This window comes from Sedimentibacter sp. B4 (assembly GCF_000309315.1).
Lineage (GTDB): Bacteria > Bacillota > Clostridia > Tissierellales > Sedimentibacteraceae > Sedimentibacter > Sedimentibacter saalensis.
In genome coordinates this window covers 121,271-139,868 of the sequence record NZ_CANG01000007.1, presented here as the reverse complement: position 1 = coordinate 139,868, position 18,598 = coordinate 121,271, and the positions used below count along the sequence as shown (strand labels likewise).

At 37.1% G+C, this 18,598-nt stretch carries 19 protein-coding genes; 11 read left to right on the top strand and 8 right to left on the bottom strand.

Annotated elements, in window-relative coordinates; all coding sequences use genetic code 11:
• Positions 1-103 precede the first annotated feature (103 nt).
• Complete coding sequence (locus tag BN358_RS01230; RefSeq protein ID WP_019227500.1) at positions 104-1,048, top strand: 2-hydroxyacid dehydrogenase; 945 nt, start codon at positions 104-106, stop codon at positions 1,046-1,048.
• 129 nt (positions 1,049-1,177) lie between these two features.
• Here the strand turns inward: BN358_RS01230 and BN358_RS01225 are convergent, their stop codons facing one another.
• The 5 genes from BN358_RS01225 to BN358_RS01205 all read right to left on the bottom strand — a co-directional run bounded on the left by BN358_RS01225 (position 1,178) and on the right by BN358_RS01205 (position 5,476).
• Positions 1,178-1,654 (bottom strand): hypothetical protein, encoded by a 477-nt coding sequence (locus BN358_RS01225; protein ID WP_019227499.1) that lies wholly within the window; start codon positions 1,652-1,654, stop codon positions 1,178-1,180.
• 155 nt (positions 1,655-1,809) lie between these two features.
• On the bottom strand, positions 1,810-2,247 hold the full coding sequence (locus BN358_RS01220) for a hypothetical protein (protein WP_019227498.1): 438 nt from the start codon (positions 2,245-2,247) through the stop codon (positions 1,810-1,812).
• A gap of 235 nt (positions 2,248-2,482) precedes the next feature.
• Complete coding sequence (locus BN358_RS01215) at positions 2,483-3,580, bottom strand: hypothetical protein (protein WP_019227496.1); 1,098 nt, start codon at positions 3,578-3,580, stop codon at positions 2,483-2,485.
• 29 nt (positions 3,581-3,609) lie between these two features.
• Positions 3,610-3,921 (bottom strand): helix-turn-helix transcriptional regulator, encoded by a 312-nt coding sequence (locus BN358_RS01210; RefSeq protein WP_019227495.1) that lies wholly within the window; start codon positions 3,919-3,921, stop codon positions 3,610-3,612.
• Between the two features lie 106 nt (positions 3,922-4,027).
• The gene (locus BN358_RS01205) at positions 4,028-5,476 is read right to left on the bottom strand and encodes a helix-turn-helix transcriptional regulator (protein ID WP_019227494.1); all 1,449 of its coding nucleotides are present in this window, start codon (positions 5,474-5,476) and stop codon (positions 4,028-4,030) included.
• Positions 5,477-5,719: 243 nt separating this feature from the next.
• Here BN358_RS01205 and BN358_RS22150 point away from each other — a divergent pair, with 243 nt between their 5' ends.
• From BN358_RS22150 to BN358_RS01165, 8 genes are all read left to right on the top strand, one after another.
• On the top strand, positions 5,720-6,373 hold the full coding sequence (locus tag BN358_RS22150) for a TrkA family potassium uptake protein (protein WP_019227493.1): 654 nt from the start codon (positions 5,720-5,722) through the stop codon (positions 6,371-6,373).
• Entirely contained in the window at positions 6,370-7,035 is a 666-nt protein-coding gene (locus tag BN358_RS01195) for a TrkA family potassium uptake protein (RefSeq protein WP_019227492.1), read from the top strand. Before BN358_RS22150 ends, BN358_RS01195 begins: the two co-directional genes overlap by 4 nt.
• A 109-nt stretch (positions 7,036-7,144) precedes the next feature.
• A complete protein-coding gene (locus BN358_RS01190; RefSeq protein WP_019227490.1) occupies positions 7,145-8,683 on the top strand; it encodes a TrkH family potassium uptake protein in 1,539 nt (512 codons plus the stop codon).
• Positions 8,659-9,165 (top strand): hypothetical protein, encoded by a 507-nt coding sequence (locus tag BN358_RS01185; protein ID WP_019227489.1) that lies wholly within the window; start codon positions 8,659-8,661, stop codon positions 9,163-9,165. Before BN358_RS01190 ends, BN358_RS01185 begins: the two co-directional genes overlap by 25 nt.
• 44 nt (positions 9,166-9,209) lie before the next feature.
• Positions 9,210-10,670: a DUF4118 domain-containing protein gene (locus BN358_RS01180; RefSeq protein WP_019227488.1), complete on the top strand. Its 1,461-nt coding sequence runs from the start codon at positions 9,210-9,212 to the stop codon at positions 10,668-10,670.
• Positions 10,671-10,679: 9 nt separating this feature from the next.
• On the top strand, positions 10,680-11,360 hold the full coding sequence (locus BN358_RS01175) for a response regulator (protein ID WP_019227487.1): 681 nt from the start codon (positions 10,680-10,682) through the stop codon (positions 11,358-11,360).
• 96 nt (positions 11,361-11,456) lie between these two features.
• Positions 11,457-11,900 (top strand): TrkA family potassium uptake protein, encoded by a 444-nt coding sequence (locus BN358_RS01170; RefSeq protein ID WP_019227486.1) that lies wholly within the window; start codon positions 11,457-11,459, stop codon positions 11,898-11,900.
• Positions 11,897-12,292, top strand: a complete 396-nt coding sequence (locus BN358_RS01165; protein ID WP_019227485.1) for a TrkA family potassium uptake protein — start codon at positions 11,897-11,899, stop codon at positions 12,290-12,292. The genes BN358_RS01170 and BN358_RS01165 overlap by 4 nt, the downstream gene beginning before the upstream one ends.
• A 101-nt stretch (positions 12,293-12,393) precedes the next feature.
• Here the strand turns inward: BN358_RS01165 and namA are convergent, their stop codons facing one another.
• Complete coding sequence (namA, locus tag BN358_RS01160) at positions 12,394-13,425, bottom strand: NADPH dehydrogenase NamA (RefSeq protein ID WP_019227484.1); 1,032 nt, start codon at positions 13,423-13,425, stop codon at positions 12,394-12,396.
• A gap of 64 nt (positions 13,426-13,489) precedes the next feature.
• Positions 13,490-14,227, bottom strand: a complete 738-nt coding sequence (locus BN358_RS01155) for a 3'-5' exonuclease (RefSeq protein WP_019227483.1) — start codon at positions 14,225-14,227, stop codon at positions 13,490-13,492.
• Between the two features lie 278 nt (positions 14,228-14,505).
• Between BN358_RS01155 and BN358_RS01150 the strand changes: the two genes are divergently transcribed.
• The gene (locus tag BN358_RS01150; protein ID WP_019227482.1) at positions 14,506-15,642 is read left to right on the top strand and encodes a ComEC/Rec2 family competence protein; all 1,137 of its coding nucleotides are present in this window, start codon (positions 14,506-14,508) and stop codon (positions 15,640-15,642) included.
• Positions 15,643-15,733: 91 nt separating this feature from the next.
• Positions 15,734-16,936 (top strand): M20 family metallopeptidase, encoded by a 1,203-nt coding sequence (locus tag BN358_RS01145; protein WP_019227481.1) that lies wholly within the window; start codon positions 15,734-15,736, stop codon positions 16,934-16,936.
• Between the two features lie 69 nt (positions 16,937-17,005).
• Here BN358_RS01145 and BN358_RS01140 read toward each other — a convergent pair whose 3' ends face one another.
• Complete coding sequence (locus BN358_RS01140) at positions 17,006-18,544, bottom strand: AbgT family transporter (protein ID WP_019227480.1); 1,539 nt, start codon at positions 18,542-18,544, stop codon at positions 17,006-17,008.
• Positions 18,545-18,598 lie beyond the last annotated feature (54 nt).

Genomic DNA, 18,598 nt, shown 5'->3' with positions numbered 1-18,598 from the left:
TGAATTTCACTTTATTAATTTTTTATAATATTGACTAATCTCACAAAAACTTATATTATTATAACCATAAACATTAAAAATAAGCAAGAGAAGGTACTGAAATATGAAATTAGTTATAATCGAACCATTAGGAGTGGAGCAGGAAAAACTTCTTAAAATGGCAGAAGAAACTCTGGGAAATTCTTTGGAAATTGTTTACTACGACAACAGAACAACAGATACTCAAACACTCATTGAAAGAGGCAAAGATGCCGATATAATAGCAGTTTCTAACCTGCCCCTTAACAAGGAAGTTATTGAAGGCTGCAAGAATTTAAAAATGCTTGCAGTTGCCTTTACAGGAGTGGACCACATTGCCATGGATACATGCAGAGAAAGAAACATAGTTGTAAGCAACTGTGCAGGATATTCAAATGCAGCAGTAAGTGATCTTGTATTCGGACTCTTGATTTCACTTTACAGAAATATAATTCCATGCAATGAAGTTGTTAGAAAAGCAGGTACAAAAGATGGCCTTGTTGGATTTGAACTTGAAGGAAAAAAATTCGGAGTTGTTGGTACAGGAGCCATAGGAAGCAGAGTTGCTTCTATAGCAAAAGCATTTGGCTGCGAAGTTTATGCTTATTCAAGAACTGTTAAAGAAATTGAAGGCGTAAATTTTGTTGACCTTGATACATTGCTTTCAACATGCGATGTAGTGTCTCTTCACGTTCCATTGAACAATGCAACAAAAGGATTGATAAATTCAGAAAAATTATCATTGATGAAGAAAAATGCAGTCCTTATTAACACTGCAAGAGGACCTGTGGTTGACAGCCAGGCATTGGCAGTTGCTTTAAATCAAGGGAAAATTGCAGGAGCATGCGTTGACGTGTTTGAAGTTGAGCCTCCTGTTGCTGAAGATCATCCTCTATTATCAGCTAAAAATCTTATTGCAACACCTCACATTGCCTTTGCAACAAAAGAAGCTTTGGTAAAAAGAGCAGTCATAGTATTTGATAATGTAAAAGCATTTTTGGCAGGAAAACCACAGAATGTAATGAAATAAAATTAAGGGACTGGCATTAGTGTTCATCGTGTAATTCTGAGGGCTTTAGCCCGAGGTTTTCAAAAGATGAGATCCTTCGCTATCGCTCAGGATGACATAAACATACTTAATGCAACAGTCCCTATTTTTTTATTCTGTGCTTTTTTGAGTAACATTGACGGCTGTTTCAATTTTTACATTTTCCACTTCACTTTTGCCCTCAAGATAAATCTGTACATCCTTCTTTAGTTTTTCCATCAAATCGTTGGCTTTTTTTTCATCTGAATTAGAAATTGACAATGTAAAACCCGAATTGTTGTACTGGGAAACATATCCTCCTGCTGATATTTCTTCAAGAGTTCTTTGAACAGCCTCCGAAATATTTTTGTTGTTAAGATATAAATCTTCTACCATGTTGCTGATTTCTATATTGCTTTCGTCAGTTTCCACTTTGATTACTCTGTTGAAAGAATTTACGGAATATCTGATTGAAGGATTTCCTTTCAGACTGATAACGCTTGAAGGAGTAATATATAAATATCCGCAATATGCGGCACCAGAAAACACAATTGATAAAACTACTATAAATGCAAAAAATTTAATTAAGAATCCAAATATTTTTTTCATATATTCTCCCGTCACCCAGCCTTCTATTGATATCATTATTAATATATATTTGGCTATAATTTATATATACCATTATTCCATAAACTTAAACAATAATACTGCAATATCCAAACATAACCAAAAAACCGCTTAGCGGTTTCTTGGCCTTAGCTTTTTTACAAAAACTTTTTAAGCCTGTCAATGTTATCCTGCTCAAGCTTTATAAACCTGTCTGCAAGTGCCTGAATTTCCTTATCTGAACATTGATGAGAATTTAAACTTTTTGTCATTTCCGTAACGCCCATTGTGTTTCCCTTGATAAGCATATCCGCCACATGTGATGGGTTGTTGCTGATTAAGGTGTTTATGCCTACGCTCATTTTTGCACTCATCTTATTGAACATTGAAATATCCTTAGGCTCACTTTTTCTTCTTTCTAGTTCAGTACACGCTTCACTGGCAATTTCCTCATATGTTCTAAGCTGGTACTTTAGCTCATCATATATGTTGTTGTTGTCTACTTTTGTCAATAGATTGTTGATTGTTTCAACTCCCATTTTAGCTCCGCGATATATTTCTGACAGGAAATCTACAGTACTTTTACCATTTTCCATAGTTAACCTCCTTAATATCAATATTTTCTGCAAAAATGAATAATTTAGTCATGTATAATTTTACTAGTTTTAAAAAAAAATTTCCGAATGCAGAACTCAGATATAACAAATCATTCAACTGCTCATAGGAGGGCATCACACATCCAAAGGGCAATTGATTACTTGCCAATTCTGAATTCCGCAGCCGGAACAAAACAACAGTCCAGGTAAGTGTTCAGAAATTTTTTATTGTAATTTATTTCATCTTTTCATAAGTTCTGTATGACATGAGTATTGCTGCTTCTCTTGTAGCCATTCCATAACCGGAAGCCTGCTGTGCTGTTGTTGTTGCCTTTGGCATGAAGCTGCCTGTTGAAGCATCACCCTTTATTATACCAAGCTTTGACATATATTTTGTAGGCTGCACTGCATATTCGGAAATATTCGCCTGGTCAGGAAAATCCTTTATTCCTTCTATGCTGTAATCTCCATTTGGAGCAATAGCTTTAATTGTTCTGAAAAGCATTGTGGCACATTGCTCACGGTTAATCAAAACCTTTGGAGAAAATGTTGTAGGTGAGGTTCCTTGTGTAACGCCTATGTTAAGAGCCTTCAGTATCTGAGGATTTGTTGTGTCTGTAAAAGGATTGGCTGCCACAGTTTCTGCAGTTATTCCTGATGTTTTTTCATAAAGAACCAAAGCAAGCTCTGCAAATTCTTCTCTTGTGATTGGCTTTGTCATGTCAGCTCCCATTAGAATTTCAGGAATCAAGTCTGCTGCTTTTGCCTTGTCAAGTTCACCCACTGCCCAAGAGCTAGCATCCTGGTAGAAACTTTCGGATTTGTTAGCAAGTTCATTGGACCACGGAGAATACACGTAATCCCATTCTCCGGGGCCATCGCCATAGTAGTAGGTGTAAGAGAACCTATATCTGAAAGAATATGCCTTTGCCTTTATGTCAGTTTCAGTCATGCCTCCTTCATCAATCAGTTCGAATGTTCCATAGTATGTGTTTACCTTTCCAGGAACAGCATTTTCCTCATTTACCCATACAGAAAGTCCTCCGCCGTCTGCTAAGGGTTCTTGGTCATCACCTTCACCGTATGTTCCTTCCATTTCCATGTCAACCCATCCGTCAGTTGGTCTTGCTTCATCCAACTCTATAACTGAAACTGGCACAGTAACTTCCACTCGGAAATAGGGAACACCGTCCTCGTTTTTCAAAAGCTCCAAATTGCTTATGGTCGGAGCTTGAAGAGTACTTGGAACCCCCTCCGGTAATTCAACTGCAAATGCAGCAGGCAAACACAACATCATCATTGCTGCCATCAGTAAAGCTGTAAATTTTTTCATTTTTTCCCTCCTTATATTTTTAAAATAGATTAATGATTTCTTATGTCCCTATACTTAATGATAAGTTCAGCCCTTGTTTTGATTTCGAGCTTCTTATACATGCTGGTCATGTGCGTATTGGCTGTTGGATACTTTACATTGAGTCTTTCTGCGCATTCTCTTAGGGAATAGCCTTCAAGGAGCAACAGGTAAAGCTGGTATTCCCTAGGGGTGAGCCTTGATACTCTTTCAAGGCGTTCACTGTCAATGTCCGGCTCCCTCATGCCGGTAATATGTCCTTCATCGACTTCTTCACTGTTGTTTTTGTCTGGAATCAATATTTTTTTCAGTTTATCAAACATACCCGCCTCCGTAATTAATCCGAATCATTGATTATATTTTCTGCCAGAAAGCATAATTAGTCTATTCATTAGTTCAAATCAGTGCAAAAAATAAGCCTCATTAGTTTTAATGAGGCTTATTTTTTATTGGATAATCCTTAAACAGCACAAATAGTTCCGTCCTGCTGTTAATTTTTAATTTTCTATACAACGATGTGCAGTATGTATTGACTGTTGGATAAGCAATGGAAATGATTGCAGATATCTGCCGCAGTGTGTAACCTTCCAGAAGAAGTTTGCACACTTCAGTTTCTCTTTTGCTTAAAGAATACTTTTTGAACATGCTCATATGGTCGTTGTCTATTTCTATTTTTTGTGAATCATCAGCCCATTCATCACTATAATAAGTGCGTGTAAGTATGGGAGACATCATAAGAAAAACAATCATTATTCCGGCTGATATCAATGATGATATCACTGACAGATTAAAAACATCAACTTCATAAATAAGATTTCCAAGCAGTACTCCTGCCAGGCCTCCGCAAATGCCTATAAACAATATTGACAGCCTCACATATCTGAAACTGTTGTACTTCTTGCCTATGACTCCCAGTATGTAGTACATGTTTATCATTCCGATGGTGCTTCCTATTCCTATAAATATGGAAAATGCAGCAGTGAGAACTTCAATGTGGCTTATGAATGAAAAACATAAAAAACCCATTGTTATTGATCCAAATGTAATGTTCCATGCCAGATGTATTGCCTTTTGTGTGCGTTTGTAAACAGTGAAATACAAAATGCAGCCAACAAGACCTCCCAGGTAGTATATGTTCATAACAGGCATACTTGATGTTGATGCTGCGGAGTTAAGCATTCCTTTGGCAATTCCTTTGCATAGCACAGCAAAAACACAGTTTATAACAAGAGTCATGTACACTCTTGAAGGCATTACTACAGATTCATTGTTTTCAAGCAGTTCAGAATCTTCCTTGAAATATAAAACAGCAACAAGACCTGCAGCAAGCATGACAAATGAAAACAATGCTCCTGACACTCCAGGAATAAAGCTGCTGTCTGTAGAATCTTTAATTACTGATAGAATATTTATCAAAATATTGCTTCCCACAACAGCGTAGAACTTTTCAGTGTTGTTCAAAACAAAGACAAAGGGAATCAAAATACTTATGTTTACACAGCCAAGAAAAATTCCTGTAATGGCTGCAGAAGATACCGACAACACAGGAAAATCATTTTTAAAAAACAAAAATGATGCCATTCCTACCAATATAAACACTGATCCAGTTTTTGCAGTCCATGTATACCATTCTTTTTTTATTACAAAAACAAAGACAGCAGAAGAAATAAGGTTTACAGAATGAAGAATGTTCCTTATTCCAACACCATAAACTCTGTCTAAAAGAGGCGATGCCGTCCACCATGTGGTAAACACAACAACCCAGGCATAATAAACAACCCAGATGAATATGTATGGATAGTTGTTTTTGCGCACAACTCTAAAATTAACCACGTTTTCTGAATTTTCAGCTGCAATAGCTGTTCCCCTGTTCAGCATAATATCCCCATTTTTGGTAATCAATTTCCAGTTGATTATACTACACATGAACAGTCACATCAACAAGAAATTTGCGTTTATCCTTATTTAAGCACTATAACTAATCATAATCTTTATATAAAATTTATATTCTGCTTGTTTTCTTTACACCAAATTAATAGTGTTTCTGTTAGCATATGAAAGAAATAATCTGCTGGTCAATTAATTATGTTCCAGCTAATTCAAATCAGGAAGAGAGAAAAAATGTATATAATAATAGTTGGCTGCGGAAGGCTTGGAAGCAATCTGGCAAAGCAGCTGTCGGATGAAGGCCATGATGTCTGCATTATTGATCGGGACAGCAATAAATTAAGCGTTTTGGGAACAGGCTTTAACGGCTTAAGGTTAAAGGGCATAGAATTTGATAATGACAAACTTATGGAAGCAGGAATAAATCAGGCCGATGCTCTGTTGGCTGTTTCCTCAGATGATAACATTAATATTACAGTATCCTTAATTGCCGAAAAAATATATCATGTTCCAAATGTTATATCCAGAGTGAGCGAACCCGGCAAGGAATATATTTATGACAAACTGGGAATCAAGACTCTGAAAACAATCAACATAGGTATTGCTAATTTAAAAAGGATGCTTAATTTAAACAAGGTGAATGTTATTCACAGCATAGATGAAGATTTTGAAATTGTCGATGTTCTTGTAGGAAAAGACATTAAAGCAACAGTTGATAACATCGAAAAGAACTGTTCATGCATTATATCTTTCATTGTTTGCGGAGAAGACAAGCTTATTCCTCAAAAAAACCAGATTGTTCACAGCGGTGACAGAATAATATGCACCATGCAAAAAAAGAACATGGATGCTCTAATCAATATGGTAGGAAAGGGGACAATTTTATGAAAACAATAATAATAGGCGGAGGAAAGGTCGGTTCAAACCTCTTCAGAACATTGCTTGAAAAAAATCATGATGTGGTAGTTATAGAACGAGACAAGGAAACTTGCCTCAAAATAGCAGAAGATACAAATGCGGAAGTTATATGCGGCGATGGAACGAATTTCGATGTATTAATAGATGCAGGAATAGATGAAGCAGAAATAATTGCAGCAGTAACTGGAACCGACGAAGAAAATCTAGTCATTTGTCAGATAGCAAAATTCAACTGCAATGCAGCTAAAACCATAGCCCGGGTAAACAACCCCAAAAACATTCAAATGTTCAAAACATTGGGAATTGACAACATAGTATGCAGCACAGAAGTAATTGCAAATTTAATTGAGTGCGAACTCGATAAGAACAAGTACAGAATTGTGAGCACAATTGAACGAGGATCCATGGTAATAGCCGAATTAATAATAGATGCTGCAAATGAATGGCGCGGCAAAATGATAAAAGAACTTTCTATGCCTGAAGAATGCGTGGTTGTTTCAGTATTGAGGGATTCCTTTGTAATATATCCCAAGGGCAGCACAGAAATTATGGACAAGGATAAGGTCCTGGTAGTTGCAAGCAGAGCTGCATTGTCTGAAATAACTAGGAAAATGAATAAGAGGAAAATATGATGTCTTTAAATAAAACGGAATTAAAAGGAATTACAAAAGAACTTCTCACAATAGGAGCGTATGTTGCTTTGACATTTGGTGCTGCTTTTTTGATAATGAGGTGAGATTAATGAGTTCAATTAAAATTAAAAACCAAAACATGGGTATCATAAGCTACTACACAGGTTTTATCATACTCATAGTAACAACACTGATGATCATACCGATTTTAACATCACTGTTGTTCAGGGAATGGAATCCTCTGCTTGATTTCATCATCAGCATGTCAATATCCACCATTACAGGCCTTGCACTCATGTTGTACGGAATAAAGGCAAAAAAAAGCAAATCAAATATTCAGTGGAAGCATGGATTTGTTGTGGCATCACTTTCCTGGATACTGCTGGCAGTCCTTTGTGCCATACCATACAGATTAAGCGGAAATACACTATCTCTTCTGGATGCTGTATTTGATGTAATGAGCGGATTTACAACTACAGGAGTTGTTCTAACACAGGATCTGGACCACTTGTCAAACGGACTTAACATGTGGAGACACCTCCTCACATTTATTGGAGGTCAGGGAATGATTGTTCTTGCTCTTTCCCTTTTAGTAAAGGAAACAGGAGGAGCTTATAAAATTTATGCCGGTGAGGGAAAAGATGTAGAACTTGTCCCCAACGTAAAAGGAACAGCCAGACAAATATGGAAAATAAGCATGGTTTACCTGATTATCGGAACTGCAGCACTTTGGATCAACGGAGTAATAATAGGTTTACGTCCGGTATCAGCTTTTCTTCATGCTCTTTATATATTTGAATCGTCCTGGAGCACAGGAGGCTTCGCTCCTACTACTCAAAACATAATGTATTACCATAGCGCTTCATATGAAACCATTGCCATGGTCATATTCATACTTGGTTCACTGAACTTTGGGCTCCATTATGCCATTTGGCACGGTAACAGCAGAGAAATTTACAAAAACATAGAAACACAAAGCTTTTTTGCAACATCCTTCACAGCTTCAATGATTGCACTATTGTGGCTTTCAAAAATTGATGCATATTCGGATGCTGTCATGGGTTTAAGAAGAATTATATTCAATATACTTTCGGCGCACACAACAACAGGGTTCGGTTCTGTTTATGCACGACAGTTTGCCCTTGAGTGGGGGGACTTTGGAATCATGATTTTAATCATTGCCATGCTCATAGGGGGCTCTGCATGCTCAACAGCTGGCGGTTTTAAAGGGTTAAGAGTTGGAATTGTCTTTAAGGGATTGATTATGGATGTAAAAAAGATTCTGTCTTCGGAAAGAAACATGAGACTTTATAAATTTCACCACATTAAGGACTACATTTTAGAAGACGGAGCCATTAAATCTTCAGCAATTATAATATGCTGCTACATGTTTACATTTGCAGCAGGCACAATGCTTGGAACATATTACGGCTATCCACTTTCAGAATCAGCTTTTGAATCGGCATCCATAACTGGAAATGTAGGACTGAGCATTGGCATCACTGCTGCTTCAATGCCTGCTGTAATGAAAGTTTACTACATTGTGGCCATGTATCTTGGAAGGCTTGAATTTATTTCGGCATTTGCGCTGATCGGGTACATTTTCGGAGGTATTAGAAAAACATGCTTAAGCAAATTAAAACATTAATATTAGTAACTGCATTTATAATTTCATTTTCTGAAAATGCATATGCCGATGAAATAAGTGAAATTATTGACATCAGCAATCTCATTGAAAATGCAGCAGAATTTGACCAGCAGGAAGTTACAGTTTCAGGTGAAGCTGTAGGAGAAGCCATGAACAGGGGCAGCCATTCCTGGATAAACATCAATGACGGCACAAACGCAATTGGTATCTGGATGAGTTCATCAGATGCACAAAAAGTTAAATATTTCGGAAACTATAAATATAAGGGAGATGTTCTGAAAGTATCCGGCATATTTAACAGAACATGCAAAGAACATGGAGGAGAATCTGATATACACGGGGCTGCCCTGGAAGTTGAAAAAACGGGTCATGTGGAAGATGAGCTGATTCCTTCCACAAAAATTACTGTTGCTGCCTTATCGGCAGTCCTTGCAGCCTCCCTTATGACGCTGTTCTTAATAGAAACCCGTCACAGCAAATAGATGAGCAGCAATTATTATACCAATCAATTACCGGGAGGAATGAGATGTTAACTCTGGATAGAAAGAATTATTCGAATATTATAAAGCAATGTGCTGTAACCATTTCTCTTAATGCATCCAGCACATTACTGTCACTTATGATTCAGCACCTTGGGTTTAATGAAGCAAACATTGTGGTTATTTACCTGCTTTCAGTGTTGATAACATCAAGATATACTAAAGGATATACTTACGGAATCGTAGCTTCAGTTATATCCATATTATCTTTTAACTTTTTTTTCACCATTCCTCTTTACACGTTCAAGGTTGAAGATAAATCATACTACTTCACATTCATTGTTATGCTGACTTCCGCTGTTTTTACAAGCGCACTTACAAGCAAACTGCTGCATTCAAAGGAAATGACAGATGACCGTGAAAAACAGGCTCACATTTTGTACAGCCTCACAAGCTCCCTTGCTAAAACCAGCGAAGTATTGGATGTTGCCAAAGTGTCTTCTAAATGTTTGTCAAACCTTCTTGTCTGCGATATTTCCTGCATTTTAGCAAATGACAAATCTAAATCACAAATTCTTACAGTAAAAAAAGGATGTTTTGATATTAACAACATAGAAGCTGACTGGAATGAAATTGAAATATTCGTTAAGAATCATCCCTCCTTCCCCATTAAAATTCGTGGAAAATGCATAAGCTACATTTGTTTTCCTCAGGAAATGGATGAAATGATAGAAAGCAACAAATTTCTTTTTGACTCAATTGTCATGCAGATAACCATAGCAATGGAAAGAGAAATTCTTATAGAGGAAAAAGAAAACGCAAATACTGAAACACAAAACGAACGTTTCAAAAATAACCTTCTACGCTCCATTTCTCATGACTTGAGAACTCCATTGACAAGAATCACAGGCGCATCGGAAATGTTGTACCACAGCCTCAAGGAGGATGAGAGTCTTAAGCTTGTGTCCGAAATATATGAAGATTCAAGATGGCTTACAAAGCTTGTTGAAAATATCTTAAGCCTCACAAGAATTCAGGAAGGAAGACTGGCACTCAATATCAAGAAAGAAGCAGTAGAAGAAATTGTTGCAGAGTCCATTGCCCGTGCGTCTAAGTACTATCCTGATCACAAAGTCTCAATAAATCTACCGGATGAAGTTTTATTTGTGCCCATGGATGGAAAGCTTATTGAACAAGTTCTTATAAACTTAGTAGACAACGCCATAAAGCATACAACTCCTCAAAATGAAATTATTGTATCCATATGGCCTGAAGGCGGCAAGGTATGGTTTGAAGTATATAACAACGGGCTTAGCATTAATGAAAATGACATTCCAAATCTTTTCAAGATGTTTTACGTTGGCAGCAACAAAATACCTGATTCCAGACATGGTATGGGTTTGGGCCTTTCCATATGCAAGGCCATAATTAATTATCATGGTGGTGAAATTTACGCAGAAAATAATGAAGAAGGCGGTGCAACCTTCAAATTTTACTTAAAGGCATAGGAGATAAGGATGTTATTTTTAATAGTCGAAGATGATAAACAAATACGAAACTTCATAAATTTTTCATTAAAATCACAGAATTATGACTGCATGGAGGCTTCTACCGGAAAAGAAGCCATGAACATCATTGCAACCCAGAACATCTCAATGATAATACTGGATCTTGGTCTGCCTGACATGGATGGAATAGACATCATAAAAACAGTTCGGGGCTTTTCTGACATTCCCATAATTGTTGTGTCATCAAGAGACCAGGACAACGAAAAAGTAGAAGCACTTGATGCTGGGGCAGATGATTATCTTACAAAACCATTCAGCATTAAAGAATTCCTGGCGAGAATAAGAGTTGTTTTCAGACACAAGGGAAACTCAAGAACTGAAGCTCCCAAAATATACAAAGTGGCAGACCTTGAAATAGACCTGGAGAAACACATTGTGCTGTTGGAAGGCAAAGAGGTGCATTTCACACCCATGGAATACAACGTGCTCACTCTCCTTGTTAAAAATGCCGGCAAAGTACTTACTCACAATTATATATTGAAAGAAGTCTGGGGCTCATATATTGAAAGTGATATGCAGTCTCTTAGAGTATTCATGGCAAACATTAGGAGAAAACTTGAAAAAAGTCCTGCTAAGCCAAGATATATATTGACTGAAGTTGGCATAGGATACAGGTTTGCAGATGAATAAAATGGTATATGTCTTAATACATTTTTTATATTATTTGTTACATGTTAATACTGTCTTTATATAATATTTTGTACAATTGAACAAGAGGTGAATAAAATGAATATTTTTAAAAAACAAAACAAAGAGCTTGCAGTCATAGCAGGATGCGGCGAGTTCGGTTCAAAAACAGCTGTCTTACTGCAAAAGAAAAACATGAATGTACACATTATTGACATAGATGAAAATTCATTTTCAAAGCTTTCTCCTGAATTTGATGGTTTTACAATAACAGGAGATGCTGCAGACATTGACCTGCTTGAATTTGCAGGTGCCGGTAAAGCAAGTATAATCATTGCAGCAACAAATGATGACAACACAAATATAATGATCGGACAGATGTCTAAGCATTTGTATAAGGCTGATGAAGTTGTTGTAAGAATATATGACTCCGCAAAAAAATTTTTATGTGCCGATATGGACATAACATCCATATGCCCATGTGTACTTTCAGAAAATGAATTTAAAAGGATTATTTCAGATAAGGAGAGTATAGCTGTATGAAAATATTATTGGTAGGCGGTCATATGAAGCTGAATTATTTAGCAAAATTGTTGAAATCCAGCGGACATGATGTAACAATTGTCAATGAAGATAAACAGTTATGCGAAATGCTCTCTGACAGCCATCAGGTATTTGCCATATGCGGAGACGGCACAAAATCTTCCGTACTTGAAAGCGCTAATGCTGCAAAAATGGATGCAGTGATTGCGCTTACGGGAAATGATGCTTCAAATCTCATCATATGTGAAATTTCCAAGAAACAGTTCAACATAAAAACCACGCTTTCAATTGTGAATAATCCTCAGAACATAAACATGTTCAAGGAACTTGGGGTAGATAAATGCATCAGTGCAATTCAAATATTTGCAGATTTCATAGAACAGATGTCTTAAATATCAACATTTTGCAACGATTCGGGCGGATACAAGATCCGCCCCTATGACTTGATACTTCAACACTTTACAATGAATTCGGTTAGTTTTTCATTCCAGTATTATCTTTTTCTTAGTCTTCCTCTTTCATACTGAACAGGCCAGTTTGTTTCATTGCTGAGCTCATAGTCTGCCTGCAAAGGCCAGTATGGATTTCTTAATAAGGCTCTTCCTATAAAAATCAAATCTGCCCTGTTGTTTTGTAAGATTTCTTCAGCCATGTTGGGATCTATTACCAGTCCTCCTGCAACAACAGGAAGGACTGTTTTTTCCTTTATGATTTCGGCAAACTTTACCTGGTATCCCTGGAATGCTTTTGGAGCTACGCTCACAACCCCGCCTGAACTTACATCTATCAAATCAAGACCATATTCTTTCACCAGGTTGATCAATTCTGCCAGATCATCAGGATGATTTCCTCCATCAACATAATCCTCGGCTGTGACTCTCATCATTAAAGGCTTTTCATTAGGCCATACATCTCGAACAGCGCGGATTATTTCCTTTAAAATTCTTGCTCTATTTTCAGGTGAACCGCCGTATTCATCCGTCCTCTTGTTTGTAACAGGAGACAAAAACTCATTAATAAGATAACCGTGAGCACCATGAATTTCAAGCACATCATACCCAGCCTGTTTTGCCCTTTGAGCTGCAGCCTTAAATGCTGCAACTACTGCCTTAATATCTTCCTTTGTCATTTCAGCAGGAACCCTGTATTCTTCATTGAATGCTATTGGGCTGGGAGCTATTATTTTTTCGCTTTCAGCTTCACACTTTCTTCCTGCATGACCTAGCTGAATTCCTATTTTAGCTCCATTTGATTTGACTGCTTCAACAATTTTTTTAAGTCCATCTATGTGAGAATCATCCCATATGCCCAAGTCTCTGGATGATATTCTTCCTCTTGATTCAACTGCAGTTGCCTCCTGTATGATCATTCCAACTCCTCCCACTGCTCTTGAAGCGTAATGTATGACATGCCAGTCAGTGACTTTACCATCATCTCCTGCAGAATACATGCACATAGGAGCCATTATGATTCTATTTTTCAATTCTAAATCCTTAATAATATAGCTTGCAAATAGTTTTGACATATTCCCTCCAAAGTTTTTATACTAATTTAATGATACCCATAGATAAAAATATAAAACATATTAGTCATTTTAAAAATTGCCCCGTCTTTCCCATTTTGAATGCCAAGATGATTATTGATTTTTCTTCCGGAGTCAATTCACGCTGATACATTTTTTCAAACTGCTGCAGCAATCCTTCAGTATCGATTTTTTTCCTTGTCTTAATTATTCTTGGTCTCACATAATCAGGATCGTATTCTTTTATTTCAACTGAAGAATTGTACAATCTTTTAAAAATTTCTGCCGTATAATACGCATCGTTAAGCGCATCATGAAAATCTGAAGAAACAGGAATATTCATTAGTTCAACCACATGTTGAAGCCTAAGTGGATTTTTCTGTGGAGAATTAAAATATGCGGATGCATGCTGCTGAATATTAATATACCTTTTAGGCAATAGTGTCAAATCAAGACCATGGTATGATGAATTCCTGAACAGTTCCTTAATATCGGACATTCCCCACATGCAAAGAACTGCATCAAAACCCGCAAAGTTGATGAATTCACTAAAAACAGATGGAAATGTTTCCTTGTCCATCAGCTGCTCTGTTTCGATGCCTGTAAGCTTAGTTATGAAAGGAAGGATGCTTGAATAAATTGTAGGCTTAACAAGCCGGTTGAATGTACCAACAGCATTAAAACTTTCATCAATTTTAACTGCTCCTAATTGAATTATTTCAAAAGGATATACCGACCTTTTATCGCTGTTTGTCAGTGCTTTAATATTTTGATTAAATTCCGAATCGAAAACAACAAAGTTCATAGGAAACTCCTCAATTGTAATTATATTATTCTTGCACCGGATCAATAGAATATTCAATTCATTTTATTTGTTTTATACATCATGATGTGTTGTCTGTCAACTTTTTATTTCAATCATGATATTTCAAAATTTTCACTGTTGTGTTACAATATTACATAATGTTATGAAGCAGTAAGCTCTTTCAAAAACCGGATGCTGGCCGGTTTTTATTGTTATTGTACTCATCGCACAATAAAACTTAACATAACATAGTATAAAGCAAGAAAGAGGATGATTTTATGAAAAGCACTAAAAGAAATATATTGATTTTATTTTTAGCACTGATGACTTATGTTTTAGCATCATGCGGAGTAAATGCAGAACAGGTTTCAAACACAAGCCAAGACACAACCAATACATCTGACAATAATTCAGGGCTTATTGTGTACTTTCTGGATGTTGGCCAGGCTGACTGTACGCTCATACAGCTGCCAAACGGAGAAGAAGTCCTAATCGATGCAGGGAATTATGGAGATGGCAGTTATATAAAAAACTACCTGGAAAATCTCAATGTGGACGACATAGAATACTTTATTTTAACCCATCCCCATGAAGATCACATTGGTTCTGCAAAAGAAATAATAAATAACTTCACCGTAAAAAAAATCTATATGCCCGATGTGTTAGCAAGCTCAAATTTATATGAGAGCACAATGCTTGCAATTGAAAACAAAGACATTGAAACAATATTTGCAAAACCGGGATTAAAAATAATCGACAGCCCTGATTTAAAATTGGAACTGTTATCCCCAAAGAGCATGTATTATTCTGAGCTAAATGAATATTCTGCAGTTGCACGACTGGAGTATGATAATACATCATTTTTGTTTACGGGAGATGCTGAAAGCGTATCTGAACTGGAAATGCTTGGGGGAGGTTTCAATCTTGATTCAGACGTATTAAAAGTAGGCCATCACGGGGGACGAACAAGCTCCAGCATTGATTTTCTTAAGGCTGTCACTCCTGAATATTCCATCATTTCGTGCGGAGAAGACAACAGCTATGGTCATCCCCACATTGAAACACTGAACAGGCTTTCAGACATAGGCTCTGAAATTTACAGGACTGATGAACTTGGAACAATAGTGGCTGTTTCAAATGGAAAGGACATATCAATAACAAGCGATGAAGTTATGGAAATTCCATTGGCACCTCTTGAGATTTTAAACACACCGCCGGTTCCAGACTCCTCTGAGGTCAAAGAAACTCCAGCAATTTCCGAAACAAATTATGTTGGGAACAAGAATTCCCTTGTTTTCCACAAGACTGACTGCAGCTCTGTTGCAGACATGAAAGAATCAAACAAGATATTTTTCACCATAAGACAAAATGCTGTGGACCAAGGCTACACTCCCTGCGGTAGATGTAATCCATAAGTTATTTATATACATTTACGTAAATATTTTTGACTTCTAAAAACCATTGCTATATAATGAATTTCATAAAATTAAAATAAGGGGTGATCATATGACTAATATTTTAGAAGAAGCAAAATCTCTGCAAAATTCCATAGTCAAAGACAGGAGATACATTCATAAGAATGCAGAGCTTGGAATGGACTTACCGGTAACCACAGCATATGTAATTGAAAGGCTCAAATCAATGGGCTATGAACCTGAGGTTATAACCGATTCAGCGGTGGTTGCACTGGCTGGCGGCAAAAAGGAAGGCAAGACAATATTGTTAAGAGCTGACATGGATGCTCTTCCCATAGTGGAGGAAAATGGACTTGAATTTAAATCCATTACAAAAAACATGCATGCTTGCGGACATGATACTCATGCAGCAATGCTTTTAGGAGCAGCTCAGATTTTGAAAAATCATGAAGATGAAATTGAAGGCACTGTTAAATTGATGTTTCAGCCGGCTGAAGAACAGCTGTCAGGAGCAAAAGCCATGGTAGAAGCAGGCGTTCTTGAAAACCCTAAAGTTGATGCAGCAGTCATGATCCATATTTTTTCCGGCATGCCTGTTCCTGCAGGAACACTGATTATTCCCAACCCAGGATACTTCACATCATCCGGAGACATGTTCCACATTGATATAAAGGGCAAGGGCGGTCACGGAGCTATGCCTCAGGACTGTGTAGACCCTCTTAATGTAATGGCTCACATACATACTGCTCTGCAGGAAGTAATAGCTAGAGAAATTGCACCATCCAACACAGCAGTAATAACAATCGGACAAATGCACGGAGGAAACGCTTCAAATATAATTCCTGACACCGCCTTTATAGAAGGAAGCATAAGAGCATTCAGCAGCAATGACAGAGAATTCATGAAAACAAGAGTTGTTGAAATTGCAAAGGGAGTTGCTTCAACATTCAGAGCAGAAGCAACGGTTGAATACAGAATTAAATGTCCTTCAGTATACAATGATCCTGAACTTTACAAAAAAGTAGTAAAAATAAATAACGAGTTGTTAGGCGAAGATAACACGCTGGGATTTGAAAAAGCATTCCCCGGAGGTAAAATGACAGGTTCAGAAGACTTCGGATACGTAAGCGAAAAAGTTCCTTCAGTTATGATGGCATTAGGCGGCGGCTCTCCTGAACAAGGATTCCCCTATCCTCAGCACCATCCAAAAGTAGACTTCAGCGAAGATGTATTCTACATAGGTTCGGCAGTCTATGCAAACACAGCAATAGAATGGCTAAAAATGAGTAAATAATATAAAAAATCAAAAAAATAAAAAGCAATAATTATTTAAATTATTGCTTTTATTTTTAAATTAAAAACTCTATGGCAACAGCAGCGGTCCGCCAGGTCCCAACGGCAGCTTCGTAAAGTACCAGATTAACAAAAGTGCGATCCATCCAATCATGTAGAAAATTGAGTATGGGAGCATTGTGGCGACCATTGTGCCCAGTCCAAGGTTCTTATCATATTTTCTACCAAGTTCAAGCATCATGATATAGTATGCCAACAAAGGAGTACATACGTTTATAACTGCATCTCCAATTCTGTATACCATCTGAGTAAATGCCGGGTGGAATCCAAGGAACATGAACATAGGAACAAATATAGGAGCAAATATTGCCCATTTTCCTGATGAACTTGCAAGGAACACATCAAGAGGAATAATGAACAGTATGAGCAGGATCATTACAACAGGAATTGGGAAACCTGAAGCCTGCAGCGCATTTGCACCCTTTATTGCCAGGACGATACCCATGTTAGACCATGCAAATATATTTGAGAACAAAGCCATCATAAATGTAAGCGCAATATATCCGCCCATTTCAGACATTGACTGGTTTAATGCCTTAACCATTGCTCTTGAATCTTTTATAGTTCCTGTAATTCTTCCGAAAACCATACCAGGGATAAAGAAAGCCAAAGTAATTATTACTACCAGCCCTTGCATCAAAGGAGCCTTGCTGCTTATAATTTTAAAAGTTTCAGGATCTCTTAATATACCATTTGCCGGTGCTGTTCCTGCAACTACTAAAGCAAGTAATACTAACAATGAAATACCTGCAGATTTCATGCCTTTGCGCTGTATATCCGAAACTTCTTCTATACGTCCTTCTTCTTGTACATTCTCCAGTTTTCCCAATCTTGGTTCAACAAATTTCAGCGTGACCCATAAACCAACACCGGTAACCAGTACTGTAGATGCAAGCTGGAAGTAATAGTTCATCATTGGATTTGTTTCTGCTGGCAATCCTGAAATCTTTACTGCATTTTCAGTGAAACCAATGAGAAGCATATCAAGAGATGTAGGAATAAAGTTTCCGCCAAATGCACCTGCTACAGATGCATATGCAAGCATCATGCCGGCTAGAGGATTTCTGCCCAGTGATAAGAATATCAATGCTCCCAGAGGAGGCATTACGATGAATCCGGAGTCCCCTGCTGCCATAGACAGTATTGATAACATAATTAGTATTACCATAACCTTAATAGGTGATCCTTTAACATTTCCGAGACCATGTTTGATTGCAATTTGTAACAGCCCTGATTTTTCGCAAAGGCCAACGCCCAGCATACATACAAGCACAACACCCAGAGGTGCAAATCCTGTAAAACCCGATACAGCACTTGTAAGAATCTTAGTCAATCCAAAAGCTGAAATCAGGTTTTGAACAACCAATGTTTCCCCTGTAACCGGATGAACTGCAGACATTTTTAAAAGTGAAGCAACTAATGATAATACCATCATGAAAATACCTAAATACAAAAATATCATAAATGCTTCAGGCAATTTATTACCTATTTCTTCTATTTTATCAAGAAACTTATCAAACTTTGATTTTTTTAATTTAGCTTGTGCCATTTTACTTCCTCCTTGTTTATTTATTATTTAGAAAACTTATTAAATTAAGATATA

Bases quoted from the DNA above. Each gene is read 5' to 3' on its own strand.
- BN358_RS01230 (WP_019227500.1), top strand. From the start codon at position 104: ATGAAATTAGTTATAATCGAACCATTAGGAGTGGAGCAGGAAAAACTT.
- BN358_RS01145 (WP_019227481.1), top strand. From the start codon at position 15,734: ATGACTAATATTTTAGAAGAAGCAAAATCTCTGCAAAATTCCATAGTC.
- BN358_RS01225 (WP_019227499.1), bottom strand. From the start codon at position 1,654: ATGAAAAAAATATTTGGATTCTTAATTAAATTTTTTGCATTTATAGTA.
- namA (WP_019227484.1), bottom strand. From the start codon at position 13,425: ATGTCAAAACTATTTGCAAGCTATATTATTAAGGATTTAGAATTGAAA.
- BN358_RS01195 (WP_019227492.1), top strand. From the start codon at position 6,370: ATGAAAACAATAATAATAGGCGGAGGAAAGGTCGGTTCAAACCTCTTC.
- BN358_RS01220 (WP_019227498.1), bottom strand. From the start codon at position 2,247: ATGGAAAATGGTAAAAGTACTGTAGATTTCCTGTCAGAAATATATCGC.
- BN358_RS01205 (WP_019227494.1), bottom strand. From the start codon at position 5,476: ATGCTGAACAGGGGAACAGCTATTGCAGCTGAAAATTCAGAAAACGTG.
- BN358_RS01140 (WP_019227480.1), bottom strand. From the start codon at position 18,544: ATGGCACAAGCTAAATTAAAAAAATCAAAGTTTGATAAGTTTCTTGAT.
- BN358_RS01165 (WP_019227485.1), top strand. From the start codon at position 11,897: ATGAAAATATTATTGGTAGGCGGTCATATGAAGCTGAATTATTTAGCA.
- BN358_RS22150 (WP_019227493.1), top strand. From the start codon at position 5,720: ATGTATATAATAATAGTTGGCTGCGGAAGGCTTGGAAGCAATCTGGCA.
- BN358_RS01170 (WP_019227486.1), top strand. From the start codon at position 11,457: ATGAATATTTTTAAAAAACAAAACAAAGAGCTTGCAGTCATAGCAGGA.
- BN358_RS01175 (WP_019227487.1), top strand. From the start codon at position 10,680: ATGTTATTTTTAATAGTCGAAGATGATAAACAAATACGAAACTTCATA.
- BN358_RS01190 (WP_019227490.1), top strand. From the start codon at position 7,145: ATGAGTTCAATTAAAATTAAAAACCAAAACATGGGTATCATAAGCTAC.
- BN358_RS01185 (WP_019227489.1), top strand. From the start codon at position 8,659: ATGCTTAAGCAAATTAAAACATTAATATTAGTAACTGCATTTATAATT.
- BN358_RS01180 (WP_019227488.1), top strand. From the start codon at position 9,210: ATGTTAACTCTGGATAGAAAGAATTATTCGAATATTATAAAGCAATGT.
- BN358_RS01150 (WP_019227482.1), top strand. From the start codon at position 14,506: ATGAAAAGCACTAAAAGAAATATATTGATTTTATTTTTAGCACTGATG.
- BN358_RS01155 (WP_019227483.1), bottom strand. From the start codon at position 14,227: ATGAACTTTGTTGTTTTCGATTCGGAATTTAATCAAAATATTAAAGCA.
- BN358_RS01210 (WP_019227495.1), bottom strand. From the start codon at position 3,921: ATGTTTGATAAACTGAAAAAAATATTGATTCCAGACAAAAACAACAGT.
- BN358_RS01215 (WP_019227496.1), bottom strand. From the start codon at position 3,580: ATGAAAAAATTTACAGCTTTACTGATGGCAGCAATGATGATGTTGTGT.